The organism is Streptomyces misionensis (genome assembly GCF_900104815.1).
GTDB lineage: Bacteria > Actinomycetota > Actinomycetes > Streptomycetales > Streptomycetaceae > Streptomyces > Streptomyces misionensis.
Genome location: NZ_FNTD01000004.1, coordinates 7734184 through 7749897, shown reverse-complemented (window position 1 = coordinate 7749897; position 15714 = coordinate 7734184). Strand labels below are relative to the sequence as shown.

At 74.7% G+C, this 15714-nt stretch carries 15 protein-coding genes; 7 read left to right on the top strand and 8 right to left on the bottom strand.

The window, feature by feature from the left end; translation table 11 throughout:
* Positions 1 to 26: 26 nt before the first annotated feature.
* From lysA to BLW85_RS35975, 3 genes are all read right to left on the bottom strand, one after another.
* A complete protein-coding gene (lysA, locus tag BLW85_RS35985; RefSeq protein ID WP_074995607.1) occupies positions 27 to 1361 on the bottom strand; it encodes a diaminopimelate decarboxylase in 1335 nt (444 codons plus the stop codon).
* Positions 1362 to 1375: 14 nt separating this feature from the next.
* Positions 1376 to 1792 carry an SAV_915 family protein gene (locus tag BLW85_RS35980; RefSeq protein ID WP_074995604.1) on the bottom strand — a complete coding sequence of 139 codons (417 nt, stop codon included), beginning with the start codon at positions 1790 to 1792 and terminating at the stop codon, positions 1376 to 1378.
* Between the two features lie 224 nt (positions 1793 to 2016).
* Positions 2017 to 2871, bottom strand: a complete 855-nt coding sequence (locus BLW85_RS35975) for a GNAT family N-acetyltransferase (protein ID WP_074995601.1) — start codon at positions 2869 to 2871, stop codon at positions 2017 to 2019.
* 235 nt (positions 2872 to 3106) lie between these two features.
* Here BLW85_RS35975 and BLW85_RS35970 point away from each other — a divergent pair, with 235 nt between their 5' ends.
* Positions 3107 to 4174 carry a P1 family peptidase gene (locus BLW85_RS35970; protein ID WP_074995599.1) on the top strand — a complete coding sequence of 356 codons (1068 nt, stop codon included), beginning with the start codon at positions 3107 to 3109 and terminating at the stop codon, positions 4172 to 4174.
* A gap of 168 nt (positions 4175 to 4342) precedes the next feature.
* Positions 4343 to 4798, top strand: a complete 456-nt coding sequence (locus tag BLW85_RS35965; protein WP_070029797.1) for a nuclear transport factor 2 family protein — start codon at positions 4343 to 4345, stop codon at positions 4796 to 4798.
* A 20-nt stretch (positions 4799 to 4818) separates the two neighbouring features.
* Here the strand turns inward: BLW85_RS35965 and BLW85_RS35960 are convergent, their stop codons facing one another.
* Positions 4819 to 5991, bottom strand: a complete 1173-nt coding sequence (locus tag BLW85_RS35960) for an MFS transporter (protein WP_074995596.1) — start codon at positions 5989 to 5991, stop codon at positions 4819 to 4821.
* Positions 5992 to 6198: 207 nt separating this feature from the next.
* On the opposite strand from BLW85_RS35960, the gene BLW85_RS35955 reads away from it, so the two are divergent.
* The gene (locus BLW85_RS35955; protein ID WP_079172541.1) at positions 6199 to 7059 is read left to right on the top strand and encodes a helix-turn-helix transcriptional regulator; all 861 of its coding nucleotides are present in this window, start codon (positions 6199 to 6201) and stop codon (positions 7057 to 7059) included.
* A 109-nt stretch (positions 7060 to 7168) separates the two neighbouring features.
* Positions 7169 to 8311, top strand: coding sequence for a DUF5954 family protein (locus BLW85_RS35950; RefSeq protein ID WP_074995593.1), 1143 nt, complete (start codon positions 7169 to 7171; stop codon positions 8309 to 8311).
* 85 nt (positions 8312 to 8396) lie between these two features.
* Here the strand turns inward: BLW85_RS35950 and BLW85_RS35945 are convergent, their stop codons facing one another.
* Together BLW85_RS35945 and BLW85_RS35940 are read right to left on the bottom strand one after the other, a co-directional pair.
* On the bottom strand, positions 8397 to 9647 hold the full coding sequence (locus tag BLW85_RS35945; RefSeq protein ID WP_239697646.1) for an amidohydrolase: 1251 nt from the start codon (positions 9645 to 9647) through the stop codon (positions 8397 to 8399).
* Positions 9644 to 11062 carry an MFS transporter gene (locus tag BLW85_RS35940; RefSeq protein ID WP_244174977.1) on the bottom strand — a complete coding sequence of 473 codons (1419 nt, stop codon included), beginning with the start codon at positions 11060 to 11062 and terminating at the stop codon, positions 9644 to 9646. The genes BLW85_RS35945 and BLW85_RS35940 overlap by 4 nt, the downstream gene beginning before the upstream one ends.
* A 107-nt stretch (positions 11063 to 11169) precedes the next feature.
* Here BLW85_RS35940 and BLW85_RS35935 point away from each other — a divergent pair, with 107 nt between their 5' ends.
* Both BLW85_RS35935 and BLW85_RS39660 read left to right on the top strand, forming a co-directional pair.
* Entirely contained in the window at positions 11170 to 12189 is a 1020-nt protein-coding gene (locus tag BLW85_RS35935) for an Lrp/AsnC family transcriptional regulator (RefSeq protein ID WP_167381462.1), read from the top strand.
* Between the two features lie 223 nt (positions 12190 to 12412).
* A complete protein-coding gene (locus tag BLW85_RS39660) occupies positions 12413 to 12829 on the top strand; it encodes a glutaredoxin domain-containing protein (RefSeq protein ID WP_074996341.1) in 417 nt (138 codons plus the stop codon).
* Here the strand turns inward: BLW85_RS39660 and BLW85_RS35925 are convergent.
* Positions 12817 to 13275 (bottom strand): universal stress protein, encoded by a 459-nt coding sequence (locus BLW85_RS35925; protein ID WP_070029790.1) that lies wholly within the window; start codon positions 13273 to 13275, stop codon positions 12817 to 12819. The two genes, BLW85_RS39660 and BLW85_RS35925, sit on opposite strands and share 13 nt — an antisense overlap.
* A gap of 30 nt (positions 13276 to 13305) precedes the next feature.
* Complete coding sequence (locus tag BLW85_RS35920) at positions 13306 to 14343, bottom strand: lactonase family protein (RefSeq protein ID WP_074995588.1); 1038 nt, start codon at positions 14341 to 14343, stop codon at positions 13306 to 13308.
* A gap of 261 nt (positions 14344 to 14604) precedes the next feature.
* On the opposite strand from BLW85_RS35920, the gene BLW85_RS35915 reads away from it, so the two are divergent.
* The gene (locus BLW85_RS35915; RefSeq protein WP_244174976.1) at positions 14605 to 15645 is read left to right on the top strand and encodes an NAD(P)-dependent alcohol dehydrogenase; all 1041 of its coding nucleotides are present in this window, start codon (positions 14605 to 14607) and stop codon (positions 15643 to 15645) included.
* The last annotated feature ends 69 nt before the right edge of the window (positions 15646 to 15714 follow it).

The following is a 15714-nucleotide window of genomic DNA, read 5'->3' as shown; positions in this document are numbered from 1 at the left end:
ACCGGCACCCGGTCACCGGGACCGGATCAGAGGCCCACGTCCCTGCGGCGGATGTCCTCCAGGGTCTCCCGGCGGACGAGCAGGCGGGCGTGGGCGTTGTGTACGGCGACGACGGGCGGGCGGCCGATCAGGTTGTAGGTGGAGGCCATGGAGAAGTGGTAGGCGCCGGTGACGGGGACGGCGAGCAGGTCGCCGGGGCGGATGTCCGTGGGGAGGGACACGTCCTCGGCGATGACGTCGCCCGCTTCGCAGTGGCGGCCGACCACGGTCGCCCGGGCCCGTTCGGGCGTGGCGGGACGGCCGATCAGGCGTGGGGTGTAGCCGGCGCCGTACAGGGCCGGGCGCGGGTTGTCGCTCATGCCGCCGTCCACCGCCACGAACACCGTCTCGCCGGTGTGCTTCACGGACAGCACGCGGTAGAGGGAGACCCCGGCCGGGCCGGCGATGGCCCGGCCCGGTTCGATGATCAGGCGCGGCACGGGCAGCCCCGCCGCCGCGCAGGCCCCGGTCAGTTCGGCACTCACCCGGTGGGCCAGCGAGGTCAGGTCCAGCGCCTGCTCGCCGGGGCGGTAGGCGACGCCGTGTCCGCCGCCCAGGTCGAGTTCGCGCAGCACCAGCCCGTGCTGCCGGTGCAGGCGGGCCATCAGGCCGGTCATCCGGCGCACGGCGACCAGATAGGGCTTGACGCTGGTGATCTGGGAGCCCAAGTGGCAGTGCAGCCCGGTCAGTTCCAGCCGGGGCTGGTCGAGGATGCGGGCGATGGCGTGCTGGGCGTAGCCGTCGCGGATGGAGAGGCCGAACTTCTGGTCCTCGGTGCCGGTGCGGATCTTGGCGTGGCCGCCCGCGTCGATGCCGGGGACGACGCGGACCATCACCTTCTGGCGGCCGCCGGGTCCGACCGCGGCGGCCAGCCGGGCGATCTCGGAGGGGCTGTCGATGACGATGCGGCCGACGCCCAGGCGCAGGGCGGTCTCCAGGTCGCGGGGCGTCTTGGCGTTGCCGTGCAGCACGATCCGTTCGGGCGGGAAGCCGGTGGTGACGGCGAGTTGGAGTTCACCGGCGGAGCAGACGTCCAGGCCGAGGCCCTCCTCGTCCGCCCAGCGGGCCATGGCGCGGCACAGGAACGCCTTGGCCGCGTAGAGGATTTCGGCGTCGGGGAAGGCGGCCCGGTAGGTGCGGCAGCGGTCGCGGACCTCGGCCTCGTCCATGACGTAGACGGGAGTGCCGAAGCGCTCGGCGATCTCGGTGAGCGGGACGCCGCCCACGGCCAGGTCACCGTGGCCGGCGTGCGTGGTGGAGGCGGGCCAGAGGGACAGATCCCCCATGGCGTGCGCGACGGCGGGTTCGTGGACGGTGGTCATCGTGCGGGGCCCTCTCAGCGGATCCACTTCGTCGGTACGGAGACGAGTGCCGTCGCGGTGGTCGCGTGGACCGCGCCGACGACTCGCGGGCCGCTGGAGCGGCTGCGGGAGCGGGGCACCGGCGCCTGGGCCGGGCAGGGGGCGGTGAGCTGTGGGTCCACCGTCAGGGTGGTGACGCCGAGTGGCGCGGTCAGCGTGCGCAGGGCGGGTTCCGCCAGCCGCATCCACGCCTGGTCGGGGCCCAGGGTGGCGGTCAGCCGGCCGGCGGAGGTGAAGGCGACGGCGGTGCGTTCGCCGAGCGGTGTGCGCAGCAGGCGGGTCGCGCATCCGAAGGCGCCCGGCCGGACCGGGACGTACAGAAGTCCGGCCGGGGACCGATCAGGGGGCTCGGGCTCGTCGCCGTGTTCGTCGCCGTGGCGGAGTTCCGTCATGGGGTGCCTCCCGGAAGGGCAGCGTGTGTGCGAAGGGGAAGGAAGCCCCGGACGCCCGGAGGAAGCGGACCGGGGCTCCGTGTCGACGGTATGCCGCCGCCCCGGCCGGGGGACCGGCCCTGACGGGACACTGACGAGGACCGGTGCGGACTTGACGGGATACTGACGCCTCGTCGCGCGGAGCCGCCCGGCCCTCTCGGGCGGAGCCGAACCGCGTGCCTCTTCTAGGAGAAGTCGTACACGGCCCAGTCCGTCAGCCGCTCGTAGCCCAGCCGCTGGTAAAGGGCGTTGCTGGTGGGGTTCTCGGGGTCGGCGAAGAGGACGACGTCGGTCGCGCCCGCGGCCAGGGCGGCTCGGGTGACCTCGGCCGTCACGGCGCTCGCGTAGCCGCGGCCCCGGAAGCGGGACGGGGTGTACACGGGGTCCACCCGGACCATGCCGCCGATCAGTGCGGTGGAGCCGGCGAGGGAGACGGGGGTGCCGTCCGGGGTCTCCCAGAAGGTGAAGTGTTTGTCGGCGAAGCGGGAGGTGGGCCAGGAGTCGGCGGTGGTGGGGGTTTCCCCGACGGATGCGGCGAATTCGCGGACCCACTGGAGAAGTTGATCCTGGTGGTAGGCGGAGGAAGGCCGGGGCCGGCCTTCCGGGAGGGGGTTCGGCGGGGTCAGGGTGCCCAGGCGGTACAGGCGGATCCGGATGCGCGGGGCGGGGGCCGCGCCGGTGTGCCGGTGCCATGCCTCCGCGTAGGCGGTGGCGGTCTCGTGGTCCGCGGTGACGTAGGGGTGGGTGTGCCCGACGGCGGCCAGGCGGGCGGCGAGGGCGTCGGCCTGCCCGGGGGTGAGGGGGGTGGGGTTGAGACCGCGCGAGGGGAGGTGGAAGAAGGCGGCGTCGATCCGGCCGTCCGACTCCAGGAGGCCGAAGAGGGGTGATCCCGGGCCGAGTTCGCGCGGTCCGTGGGTGCGCAGCCTTTCGAGCACCGTCAGGGCCATGGTGTGCGGGGCGGGGCGTGAACGCAGGAAGTCCCCGGCTCGGGCGAGGAAGTCGTCGACGTCGTCGGTGAGGTGCCAGTCATCCGGGCGCATGCCTCATCATCCCCGCGGTGCGGGGCCTGGGGTCGCCTGAGACGGCAGATCGCCGCGTTCGTGTCCCGCCCGGCGCGGGCCACGGCGCCGCCCCGCTGGCTCTGCGGCAGCCGCTGCCGACCGCCGTTCCGGCTCGGTCCGCGGGATCAGCACGGTCGCCCGGGTGTCCGGGTCGGCGGCGGTCGGCTCGCGGACGTACGCGGCGATCGGTGTCCCGCCGGTAGCGTGCGGCCGTATGGAACCCACGGCTCACCTCGGCTCAGCGCGGGCCGCCCGGCCCCGGGCCCGCGATCTCGGCATCCTCATCGGGGAGTTCGCCCCCGGCCCGCTCGACGCGATCACCGATGTGCCGGGGGTGCGGGTCGGGCACGCCACCGTCCGCCGGCACCCCGATGTGCACAGCGGGGTGACCGCCGTCGTGCCCGATACGGTCGGCCCCCGTGATCCGCTGCCCGCCGGGGTGTTCACCGGCAACGGCTACGGCAAGCTGATCGGCACCACCCAGCTGTCCGAGCTGGGCACGCTGGAGACCCCGGTGCTGCTGACCTCCACCCTGTCGGCGTTCCGGGTCGCCGACGCCGTCGTCGGGTGGATGCTGGAACGGCCGGACTGCGCCGAGGTGCGCAGCCTCAATCCGGTCGTGGGCGAGTGCAACGACGGCCTTCTGTCCGACATCCGCTCCCGGCCGGTGCGCGAGGAGCATGTGCGGGCCGCCCTCGACCAGGCGACCGGCGGGCCGGTGGCCGAGGGCTGTGTCGGCGCGGGCACCGGCACGGGCGCCCTGGGCTTCAAGGCGGGCATCGGCACCGCCTCGCGCACACCGGAGCTGGCGGGCCGCCGGTACACGGCCGGGGTGCTGGTGCAGGCGAACTTCGGCGGCACGCTGCGGGTGCTCGGCCGCACCGTCACCCCGCGGTCGCTCGGCCTGACCGGCGGCACGGGCCCGGTCGCGGAGCACGGCTCCTGCATGATCGTGGTGGCCACGGACGCCCCGCTGGACGCCCGGCAGCTCACCCGCGTCGCACGGCGGGCCGTGTTCGCGCTGGCCCGCACGGGCGCCGCCTACGGCCACGGCAGCGGCGACTACGCCCTCGCCTTCGGCACCCGCCCGGCGGCCGGTGCCCCGCCGGCGGACGCCGCACTGGGTCCGCTGTTCGAGGCCGTCCTGGACGCCGTCGAGGAAGCCGTGCTCAACTCCCTGCTCGCCGCGACGACGACCACGGGTTTCGCCGGTCACACCCTGCCGGCGCTGCCCGCGGACCGGCTGCTCGACGTCCTCGGCGGCACGCCGTCCGGGGAGTGAGGTCACCGGGTGCGCGCGGGCGTCCACGGCGGGGCGGGCGTGCGGTGGCCGCGGACGGGTTGTCGTCCAAGACGAAGGAGAGACGGCCGAGATCGAGTACCACCCCCGAGGGCGTCCCGCCCCGTGCCGAGGCCGATCGACCGAACAGCCCGCGAAGGACGTCCCGCCATGACCGAAGCACGTCCGCCCCTGCCCCCGTTCGACCTCGCAGGCGCCCAGGCCAAGGTGCGGGCCGCCGAGGACGTCTGGAACACCCGTGACCCGCGGCGGGTCGCCCTCGCCTACACCGAGGACTCGGTCTGGCGGAACCGGGACCTCTTCCTCACCGGGCACGACGAGATCATCCGCTTCCTCACCGACAAGTGGGAGCACGAGCTCGACTACGTGCTGCGCAAGAGCCTGTGGAGCCACGACGGCAACCGCATCGCCGTCCGCTTCCAGTACGAATGGCACAACGCCGAAGGCCAGTGGTTCCGTTCCTACGGCAACGAGCTGTGGGAGTTCGCCGACAACGGCCTGATGCGCCGCCGCGAGGCCTCGATCAACGACGTCCCCATCGAGGAGTCCGACCGGCGCTACTTCGGTCCGCGCACCGCCGAGGAACCCGACATCCCCCTGCAGTGAGGCAACCCGTCGCGGCGCGCTCACCGGTACCGCGCCCGTCCCGCGGCCGCGGCCACCGTCAGCGGCACGCTGAGCAGTGCGGCCAGCCAGAACAGCGGCCGGTAGGCGCCCGCCTGCGCGGTGGCGGCGGCCAGCCCGCCGGCCAGGGCGCCGCCGCCGTACAGGGCCACGCCGAACAGGGCCACGCCGGTCGCCCGGGCCGCCGGGCACAGGGTGGTCGCCCACGACTGGACCGTGGAGTGCAGGAAGGACCAGCCGCCGCCGAGGAGCAGCGCGGCCACGACGAGCGGGCCGGTGGACTGCCGGTAGCCGGCGAGCAGGTAGGCCACGGCCGTCTGGGCGCCGCCGGCCACGATCAGGGCCGCCGGGGACCACCGGCCCACGAGCCGTTTCACCGCCTGGGACGCCGCCATGGCCCCGGCCCCGTACAGGGCCGCCACCGCGCCGGCCAGGGCGACGGGCACCCCGTGCGCTTCGAGGGCCGGGGCGAGATAGGTCAGGAAGCCGAGCAGCACCGCCCCCTCCAGCAGGGCCACCGCCATGACGTACCACTGCCAGGGCGAGCGCAGGACCGTACCGAAGGGCGCGAGCAGCGATCCGGAGCGGGGCCGCGCGGGTTCGGGCAGGCGGCGCAGGCCCATGGCGAGGAAGCCGGCGAGGACACCGGGCAGGGCGAACACCGGCCGCCAGGTGAGGTAGTGGGCCAGCGCTCCGGCGACGGCGGTGGCCAGGGCGGTGCCCAGGGCGAACGCGGTCATCAGTTCGCTGAGCGGGCGCTGCCGTACCGCGGCGGGCACGGTGTCGCCGACGTAGGTCAGCGAGGCGGGGATGGCGGCGGCGAAGCACGCGCCGGTGAGCACCCGGGCCCCGATCAGCACGGGCGCGTCGGGGGCGAGGGCCGAGACCAGCGCGGCCGGCGCCGCCCCGGCCAGCGACACCCGCATCACCCGCACCCTGCCCCACCGGTCGCTGGCCGCGCCCCACACCGGCTGCATCAGCCCGTAGGCCAGGTAGTAGCCGCTCGCGGCCAGCACCACGGTGGCGAGCGGTACTCCGAGGTCGGGGCCGATCAGGACCAGCATGGGGGCGATGCAGAAGCGGTCGAAGTTGCTGACGAAACCGGCGGTGCGCAGCAGTCGCAGCGCGGACGGGGACAGGGCGGCCACCGGTCGCGGCGCGGTGGTGGTGACCACGCGGCGCTCCTTCCTGGGAGATCGGACGAGGACGCGGACCGCGGCGGTCGCGGTCCTGCACCAGTCCAGCACCGGGGCCGTGGAGGCGGAGTTCGCTGCCTATTACCATCGCTCACAGCCTGCCGGTGCGGCCCGGCCCCTGGTCGCGGCAGCATCGGACGAGGGGGCCGGCACCGGCGGGCGCCCGGTGCGGCGAGGAGGGGCACGATGACGCGCGGCAGGCCGGAGACCGCCACGGCCGGGGCTTCGGCGGCCGGGGTACGGGAACTCCCCCGCCGCGAGCTGGGGGCCTTCCTGCGGTCCCGCCGGGAGCGGCTGACGCCGGGGGAGGTGGGTCTGCCGGACGGCCCGGGGCGCCGCACGCCGGGGCTGCGCCGGGCCGAGGTGGCCGAGCTCGCCGGCATCAGCGTCTCCTGGTACACGTGGCTGGAGCAGGGGCGGGTGCGGACCTCGGAACAGGTGCTGCGGGCGGTGGCGCGGGCGCTGCGGCTGGACGGAGCGGAGACCGCGCACGTGCTGTCCTTCGTGGCGGACGACCCGCCGTCCGACGCCCCCACCTGGGTGTCGCCCAATCTGCTGAGCCTGGTGCGCGCCATGACGCCCCACCCGGCCGTGGTGCTCGACCCGCACTGGGACCTGCTGGCCTGGAACGCGGGGTACGCGGCACTGCTGACCGATCCCGCGCGGCTGCACCCCAAACAGCGCAACCTCCTGTGGCTGGTGTTCCGTTGGCCGCCGGCCCGGACCCTGCTCGCCGACTGGGAGCAGGACGCCCGGGCGCTGCTCGGCCAGTTCCGCTCCCGGGCCGCCCGCCGGCCGCGGGATACGCGGTTCGCCGAACTCGTCGAGGAACTGCGGTACGACGCCGACGCGGCCCGCTGGTACGACCATCGGGAGACCGCCGCCTTCCATCCCTCGGTGCGCCGTTTCCTGCACCCGACGGCGGGCGAACTCCGGTTGCGGTACGTGAAATTGGCCGCCGTCGAGGAGCCCGGCCATCACTTCCTGGCCTATCTGCCCGACGACCGGGCCACCGAGGAAGCCCTGCGCCGGCTCCAGGACGGGTGAGAAGCCGGGACGGGCGAGGCGGGCGCGGGTTGGCCGGATTTCCCTGACAGGACAGGCATTTCGCCGAAAACGGCGCTGGGCACGCCGTCCGGTCGGCAGGATGGGCGCCATGGATCCAGGGGATGTCAGGCCGGGCGCGGTCCGGCCGGTGGTGGTGCGCGTTCCGGTGGCACCGGTCGAGGCCGCCATGGAGGCCGACGCCGCCGACGCCGTGCTGAGCGCGGGCGAAGTGGCGGTGCGCGGCCCGCTGTTCGGGGTGGTCGCGCAGCGCCCGGAGGACGGGCAGTGCTGGCGAGTGGTGGTCCCGGTCACGGCCGGTTTCCCGCAGATGTCGCGCGACAGCCTGAACTCACTGCTGTGGTTCCGCGCCAAGGACGAGGCGAAGGACCGGGCGGAGCGCCGGGCCCTGCTGGCCGCGGTCGCCCGGCTGGAGACCGAGCCGGTGGACGAACTCACCGTGCTCGGCACCCGCTACCGGGTCGTGCGCGCCGAGGAGTACGCCGGTTCGGGGGTCAACGGCATCGAGCTGCCGCGTCCGACCGATCCCGAGCCGTTGGTCCCCGACTGGGGCCTCGGCCCGAGGGAGCGGCGGGTCGACGCCGACCTGGTGCTGGACCCGGACGCGCCGCTCACCCCGGCCCTGGCCACCGAACGGCTGGCCCTGCGCAACTTCGTCTACGCCGGTTCCCGCTTCCCCGACCACGTCATCGAGGAGTCCCGCCGGGCCCTGCGCACCCACCCGGACGTGCTGCTGCTGCCGACGACGTTCGCGGTCGTGGAGCGCGACGGCCGCGGCTGGGAGCCCGTCAGCCGTGCGCACCCGACCGCGCACGCCGCCCGCAGATCGCTGGACTTCTTCCTGACCTGGCTGGAACCCCGTACCCAGGGGCTGCTCCCGGTGGACGCCGACCGGGAGGCCGACGCCCGCACCGAGGTGGCCCGAAACCCCGACGCCCCACCGGAGTTGGTCGCGTACGCCGAGGCCTCCGAGCGGCTGCGCACCGGCCGCTGCAACGAGCTGGAGGTCTTCGACACCACCTACCGGATCATCCGCAGCCGCCGCATGCTGCGCTGGGGTCCCGACGGGCCGGAGGGACCCCGCCCGTCCGACACCGGCAATCACCCGCCCGAGCGCATCCATCCGGTGCTCGACGAGGACGGGATCGTCCATCACGACGCGGACGAGGACGGGGAGGACGAGTACGCGGAGGACAAGGACGGGAAGGACGAGGACGGGCAGGGCAGGGGGTGACGGCCCCGGGGCCGGGCGGGACGCGGGCCGCGGGCCGCGGGTGCGACCGGCCGGAGCGGCCAAGCGGCCCGCGGAACGGAACCGGTCAGCTCCGGGCACCGGGCGCGCCGCCCGCCGTCCGCTCGCCGACCAGGTCCAGGAACCGCCGCCGGCCGGCGGGGTCCGTGGCCAGCTCGACGCCCACCCGGGCCAGGGCGGTCGCGCCGTCCACGACGGCCTGGTCCGCGCCGGGGCTGGTGCCGTGACGGGCGAACGGCTCGGTGTGCTGAAGGGCTCCCCCGGTGTCGTAGCCGATGGTCGGGTGCAGGGACGGCACGGCGTGCGAGACGTTGCCCATGTCCGTGGAGGCCATGACCTCGCCGTGCCGGGGCACCGGTTCGCGGCCCAGGGCACGGGCGGCCCGCACATAGGCGGCGGTGAGGAACGGGTCCTGCCGCAGATCGGCGAAGTCGCGCCCGTGGGCGGTGAGTTCGAGTTCCGCCCCGGTGGCGAGCGCGCCCGCTTCGAGGCAGGCCCGCACCCGTTCCCGGGCCCGGCCGAGGTCTTCGGTGGTGCGGGCCCGCAACTCGTAGCGGCCCCGCGCCAGTTCGGGGATGACGTTGACCGCGTGACCGGCCTCCAGCACGATGTCGTGGACCAGGGTGCCGGGCGGGAGCTGCTGGCGCAGCAGGCCCACCGCGGTGTGGGCGAGCGTCATCGCGTCGAGGGCGTTGACCCCCTCCCACGGAGCGAGCGCCGCATGGGCGGGCCGGCCGCGGAAGGTCACGTCCCAGGCGCCGACGGCCAGCGAGGACGCGCCGACGGAGTCCTCCGGCGCGGCGTGCACCATCATGGCCGCCGCCACGTCGTCGAAGACGCCCGCCTCCAGCAGCAGCGCCTTCCCGCCGATGTCCTCCTCGGCCGGGGTGCCCACGAGTTTGACGGTGATGCCGACGGCGTCCGCCACCGCCGCGAGCGCGAGTGCCGCGCCGACCGCCGCGGCTCCGTTGACGTTGTGCCCGCAGGCGTGGCCGATCCCCGGCAACGCGTCGTACTCGGCGCACAGAGCCACCACCAGGTCTCCGGTGCCGTAGGTGCCGACCAGCGCGGTGGGCAGGCCGCCGGCCCCCGGCGTCACCGAGAACCCGGCGCCGTCGAGCACCGCCGCGACCTTCGCGGCCGACTTGTACTCCCGCATCGCGGTCTCGGGCTCCGCGTGCAGACTGTGGCTCAGCCCGACGAGGGTGTCCCGGGCGCGGCGCACGGTGTCCGCGGCCTCGGTCATCGCTCGTTCGCGGTGCGCCTCCCCCCGGCTCCCCCGCCCGCCGTCCGCCGTGTCCGTCGTCCGGTCGCTCATGCCGCCTCCCCGCTCGCCGTAGGCCCGAACGCCCGCGCCCGGCCCGGTGCGGCCGTCTCCCGCAGGAGCAGGCCGACCGCGGCGCCGGCCAGCGCGACGGTGGCGCACACCGACCAGGTCCACAGGTAGCCTGCGGGGCCGATGCCTTGGCCGGTGGCCGGGTGGGCGGCGAAGAGCGCGCCGATCACGGCGGCGCCGATGGCCGCGCCGAGGGAGAGGGCCAGCTCGTTCAGGCCGACGGACAGGGCGGTCTCGGCCTCCTCGACGACCTCCGCGGACAGCGTGCGGGTGGCGGCCTCGAACATGCCCGTGGCGACCCCCACCACCAGGGCGCCGAGGAGGTATTCGGGCAGCGTGCGGTGCAGGAACACCAGCAGCAGGAAGCCGGCCGCGCCGACGCAGCCGCCCGCCGCGAGGGCCGTACGGTCGCCGACCAGCCGGGCCAGCCGCGGTGTGGCGGCGGAACCGGCACAGCCGGCGACGACCATCGCGAGCGAGACCAGCGCGATCGCCTGGGAGCCCAGCCCCAGGCCGTAGCCGTCGCCGTCCGGGTCCGCGCCCAGGAACACGGCGTTCGCGCCGAGGAAGCCGATCGTGCCGAACGCGGCGCAGAAGGTGTGCGCGCTGACGACGGCGAGCCGGGGGTTGCGCAGCAGTCCGACGTCCACCAGGGGGTGGGCGGAGCGCCGTTCGACGCCGATCCAGGCCGTCAGCGACACCACCGCCACGGCCAGTGCCGCCATGGACCGCGCGGAGGCCCAGCCCCAGGTGCCGCCCTGGGCCAGGACGAGCACCAGCGCGCCCAGCCCCACGGTCAGCAGCACCGCGGCGGGGGTGTTGAAGCGGCCCGCGCGGGGCGCCGCGCTGTCCGGCAGCGCGATGGCCGCGGCGAGGGCGAGCAGGGCGAACGGCACGGCGGTCCACAGCCCCGCGAAGGCGTGCTCCTCGCTCAGCGACCCGGCGACCAGACCGCCCACGCCGATCGCCAGGAGCAGCGCGCCGACCAGGACCGACATGCCCGTACGGCCGTGTTCCGGGGCGCGCGAGCGCAGGATTCCGGCCAGCAGCGGGAAGAAGCCGACGACGGCGCCCTGCAACACCATGCCGACCGCCAGGGTCGCGGTCGTCGGGGCCACGGCGATGAGCAGTGAGCCGCCCGCGACCATGGCGACGGCGATCCGCAGCAGCCTGCGGTGGCCGTGGATGTCGCCCCAGCGCGACAGCAGCGGTGTCAGCGCGGCGAACGCCAGCTGGGACAGCAGATACAGGTCGTTCTGGCCGACGCCCGAGATCCCGACCCGCCGCCCGACCACGGGCAGCAGCGGCGTCAGATAGCCCTGTACGACCCCGCTGCACACCACGATCACCGCCATGCAGGCCAGCAGCCCCCGGCCGCGGCGCATTGCTCCGGTCACGGTCACACCCTCTCCCCTTGGCTGGAACCCGAGGTGGTGGCTACAGTGCGGCAACCATCCGAACCGGTGGTGAACTTGGCAGGAAACAGACGCGGAGGATGGCCGAGGTGACGGATTCGGACATGATCAGCGAGCTGGACCTCGCTCTCGTGCACGCGTTGCAGATCCGTCCGCGTGCCGCCTGGTCCGATCTGGCGCCGCTGCTCGGGGCCACGGCGGTGACGCTGGCCCGTCGTTGGGAGCGGCTGACCCGGCGGGGGCTGGCGTGGCTGTCCGCGGTGCCCGGCCGGACCTTCGCGCGGACCCGCTGCACCGCGTTCGTGCTGCTGCGCTGTGCGCCGGCCGCCCGGGAACGGCTCGCGGCTCGGGTGGCGGAGCTGACCGAGGCGGTCACCGTGGAACTCACCGCTCCCGGCACCGCGGACCTGCTGCTCGACGTCCTGACGCCGGACCCGGTCGCCCTGCACCGCTTCCTCACCGAGGAGCTTGCCGCGCTGCCCGACGTGACCGGCGTCGAATGCCTGCACGCGACATCGCTGTACGCCGACGGGACGCGCTGGCGGCTGGGCTCGCTGGACGCCGCTCAGCTCACCGCGCTGGACCGGGCCGGTGCCGGGGACCCGGGCGCCGGGGCCGCGCCGCCGCTGGACGGACTCGACCGCGCACTGCTGCGCGCGCTCGCCGAGGACGGCCGGCTGCCGCTGGCGGAGCTGGCCCAGCACACCGGTACCAGCGCCGCCACCGTCCGGCGACGGCTGCACCGGCTCACCGCGGCCGACATCGTCGCCTTCCGCTGCGACATGGCCCCGGCGCTGACCGGTCTGCCGGTGGCGGTGACCTTCCGCGGCCGGGCCCCGGTCCGCGATGTCAACGCGCTCCACCGCACGCTCGCCACCCTGCCCGAGTGCCGGCTCGTGGCCGCCGTCACCGGCCCCGCCAACATCCTCGCCACCTACTGGCTGCGCGACATCGGCGCCGTCCAGCACCGCGAGACCACGCTCGGCGCGCGCCTGCCGTCCCTGGAGATCACCGACCGCATCCTCGCCCACCGCACCGTCAAACGCATGGGCCACCTCCTCGCCCCCGACGGCCACCGGATCGCGACCCGCCCGATCGAACCGTGGTGAGCCGCGGGTGAACCGGGTGCGGCCCGTCACCCCGGCGGGCACCCGGCGCCCCGTCCCGGTGCCCGGAGCACCGGTCGCCGTGCACCGCGCAGGTCCGGGTAGTCTGCGTCACCATGAGACGCGCTCGGGCCGTTCCGCTGTTGCTGGTGCTCTGCGGAGCCGTCGCCGCGACCGGTCTGTCGCTGGCGGGCCGCGGGGGCCAGGCCGTGGTGTTCGCCCTGGCCTGGTGCTCTGCGGAGCCGTCGCCGCGACCGGTCTGTCGCTGGCGGGCCGCGGGGGCCAGGCCGTGGTGTTCGCCCTGGCGTTCCTCGCCGTCGCGGCCGCCAACTCCCCTGTGATCTTCCCGCGTTCGGTCAGTGCGTCCGAGGCTCTGAGCCGGAGCGCCTCGGACGGGCGTGCGGTCGTCTACTGGCGGCCGGGCTGCGTTTACTGCCTGCGGCTGCGACTGCGGCTCGGCCTCCGTGCCCGCCGGCTGCACTGGGTCGACATCTGGCGGGACCCGGACGGCGCGGCGGTGGTCAGGGCGGCCAACGGCGGTGACGAGACCGTACCGACGGTGGTCGTCGGGGGCCTGCCGTACGTCAACCCCGATCCCGCCTGGGTGCGCGGGCTGGCGGCGGCCGGGTCTCAGTCCTCCTGACCCCTGAGGACGAGCACCGGGCAGGGTGCGTGCTGGACGCAGTGCTGGGCGACCGAGCCGAGGAGCAGCCCCTTGAAGCCGCCGAGGCCGCGGCTGCCGACGACCAGCAGCGCGGCGTCGCGGGCGGCTTCGAGCAGGACACCGGCGGGGGTGCCGTACCGCACCACCGTGCTGACCTGCACCGTGGGGTGCGCCGCCACGGCCTCCTCCACCGCGCGCGTGACGTCGTCGCGGGCCCGGCCCTCCATGACGGCCTCGTCGGAGCTGGACGGCGGCAGCCAGCCGAGCGCGCCGTGGAACTGCGGGACGTCCCAGGCGATCACCGCCTCCACCCAGCCGCCGGTGAGTGCCGCCTGGCGCACCGCCCAGTTCAGGGCCTGCTTCGACCCCTCCGAGCCGTCCACCCCGACCACGATGCGTTCTCTCTGGCTCTGTCCGTCGGCCATCTTCTTCCCTCGTCCTCGTACGGAGCGCCCTCATCCGAAGGCGACACTGCTGGCGGCGGGCACGGGCAGCGATCCGGCGGGCCGGGGCACGCCCGTCGTGGTGTCGAGGTCGAACCACGTCACCTCGCCCGAGCGCTCGTTGGCGGCGTACAGCCTGCGGCCGGGCGGGTCGAGCACGAGGTCGCGCGGCCAGCGGCCGCCGCACGGTACGGCCGTCACCAACTCCGCCCGGTCGCCGGAGGCGTCGAGCGCGAGGACGGCCACGGTGTCCGTGCCGCGCACCGCCGCCCACAGGTACCGGCCGTCCGGGGACACCACCGGGGCCGAGGGCTGCACGGGGACGTCCGGGCCGTCCGGGAACAGCGGGGTCTCCCCCACCGGCCGGAGTGCCCCGACGGTGGCGTCCCACCGGCAGACGGTCACCGTCGGCCTCAACTCGCCGAGGATGTAGGCGTGTTCGCCTGACGGGTGAAACGCGAGGTGCCGGGGCCCGGTGCCCGGCGGCAGCCCGGTCGCGCCGTGCGCGCGCAGTTCGCCCGTGTGCTCGTCCAGTACGCACACCCGGACCGAGTCGGTACCGAGGTCGACGCAGAGCACCCAGCGGCCCGTCGGGTCGGGCACGACCTGGTGGGCGTGCGCGGACGTCTGGCGGTTCGGGTCCGGGCCGGAGCCGACGTGGCGCAGCACGCTGCTGGGGGGCAGCGGCATCCCCTCGGCGGTCAGCGGCAGCACGCTGACGCTGCCCGAGCCGTAGTTGGCCGTCAGCAGGTGGTCGCGTGTCAGCGACAGATGGGTCGGTTCGTCGCCGTGCACCCGCACGGGCTCGCCGAGCGGCCGGGGCACCGGTGCGTCGATGGTGTACGCGGCCACCGCGCCCGCCACGGTCTCGGAGACCGCGTAGAGGACGGTGCCCCGCACGGCGAGGTACGACGGGTTCGCTACGGACCGGACGACGCCCGTCGCGGTCAGCGCCCCGCTGCCCGGGTCCCGGTGGGCGACGACGATGCCCGGCCCGCCGGCCGACGTGAACGATCCGATGAAGACGCGCTCCGCGTCGCCGCCGGCCATGCATCCTCCGCCCTCCGCCCCGCGCGACGCACGGCGGAGTCACCACGATGCGGGCGCTGCGCCAAAGACCCGGGGATTCCCTGGGCGACATGGCCCGGCATTCACCGGAACGCATCAACGGCCGCGCGGCTCCCGGGACCCCGTGAGACGGTGATCACGGTGGGCGAAGCCGTCGCCGGCCCCCGGGGACGGCCGTACCGCCGCCGGGGACGCGGCGGTGCCGATCCGACAGGAGGGCGGAAGCCGGTGAAGGCATTTGTGATGAAGGAGATCGGGAGCGTCGGCTTCATGGACAAGCCGGTTCCCGAACCGGGTCCGCTGGACGCCGTCGTGCGGACGACCAACGCGCTGATCTGCACCTCCGATTCGCACACCGTGCAGGGCGGCATCGGCCCCCGGGAGAACCTGACGCTGGGCCACGAGGCGGTCGGCGTCGTGCACGCCGTGGGCGGCGAGGTGAAGGACTTCCGGCCCGGCGACCGGGTGCTGGTCGGGGCCATCACGCCGGACTGGGGCGACCTCGCCTCGCAGAACGGCTACCCCTCGCAGTCGGGCGGGCCGCTGGGCGGCTTCAAGTTCGCCAACCTCAAGGACGGGGTGTTCGCGGAGTACTTCCATGTCGGCTGGGCGGACGCCAATCTGGCGAAGATCCCCGAGGACATCTCCGACGAGCAGGCGGTCTACTGCGCCGACATGCTGTCCACCGGCTTCATGGGCGCCGAGCACGGTGACATCCCGATCGGCGGCACCGTGGCCGTACTCGCGCAGGGGCCGGTCGGGCTGATGGCCACGGTGGGGGCAAGGCTGCGGGGCGCGGGGCTGGTCATCGGGGTGGAGTCGGTGCCCGGCCGGCAGGAACTCGCCCGGTTCTACGGTGCGGACGTGATCGTGGACTTCACCCAGGAGGACGTGGTCGAGCGGATCCTCGAACTGACCGACGGCCAGGGCGTGGACACCGCCATCGAGGCGCTCGGCGCGGACGTGACGTTCCAGACCGCGGTCAAGGTGACCAAGCCGGGCGGCACCATCTCCGTCATCGGGTACTTCGGACAGGGCGAGTTCGTGCACATCCCGCGCCTCGCATGGGGTGTCGGCATGGCCGACAAGACCATCGCGACCGGGCTGTGCCCGGGCGGGCGGCTGCGGATGGAGCGGCTGCTGCGGGTGCTGAAGAACGGGCGCGTCGACCCGACCCGGCTGACGACCCACCGGTTCTCCTTCGACGAGATGGAGCGGGCGTTCGAGGTGTCGGACAAGAAGCTGGAGGACACCGTGAAGGTCCTGGTGACCTTCGAGGGGTGACGCCGCCGGGCAGCACGGTTTCGGTGCCGGCGGGACCTCGCGCTCCTGCGGCATCAGAGAGGCGAGGCC

Coding starts and splice junctions, on each gene's coding strand:
- BLW85_RS35950 (WP_074995593.1), top strand. CDS start 7,169: ATGGATCCAGGGGATGTCAGGCCGGGCGCGGTCCGGCCGGTGGTGGTG.
- BLW85_RS35980 (WP_074995604.1), bottom strand. CDS start 1,792: ATGACGGAACTCCGCCACGGCGACGAACACGGCGACGAGCCCGAGCCC.
- BLW85_RS35915 (WP_244174976.1), top strand. CDS start 14,605: ATGAAGGAGATCGGGAGCGTCGGCTTCATGGACAAGCCGGTTCCCGAA.
- lysA (WP_074995607.1), bottom strand. CDS start 1,361: ATGACCACCGTCCACGAACCCGCCGTCGCGCACGCCATGGGGGATCTG.
- BLW85_RS35945 (WP_239697646.1), bottom strand. CDS start 9,647: ATGAGCGACCGGACGACGGACACGGCGGACGGCGGGCGGGGGAGCCGG.
- BLW85_RS35970 (WP_074995599.1), top strand. CDS start 3,107: ATGGAACCCACGGCTCACCTCGGCTCAGCGCGGGCCGCCCGGCCCCGG.
- BLW85_RS35955 (WP_079172541.1), top strand. CDS start 6,199: ATGACGCGCGGCAGGCCGGAGACCGCCACGGCCGGGGCTTCGGCGGCC.
- BLW85_RS35965 (WP_070029797.1), top strand. CDS start 4,343: ATGACCGAAGCACGTCCGCCCCTGCCCCCGTTCGACCTCGCAGGCGCC.
- BLW85_RS35925 (WP_070029790.1), bottom strand. CDS start 13,275: ATGGCCGACGGACAGAGCCAGAGAGAACGCATCGTGGTCGGGGTGGAC.
- BLW85_RS35920 (WP_074995588.1), bottom strand. CDS start 14,343: ATGGCCGGCGGCGACGCGGAGCGCGTCTTCATCGGATCGTTCACGTCG.
- BLW85_RS35975 (WP_074995601.1), bottom strand. CDS start 2,871: ATGCGCCCGGATGACTGGCACCTCACCGACGACGTCGACGACTTCCTC.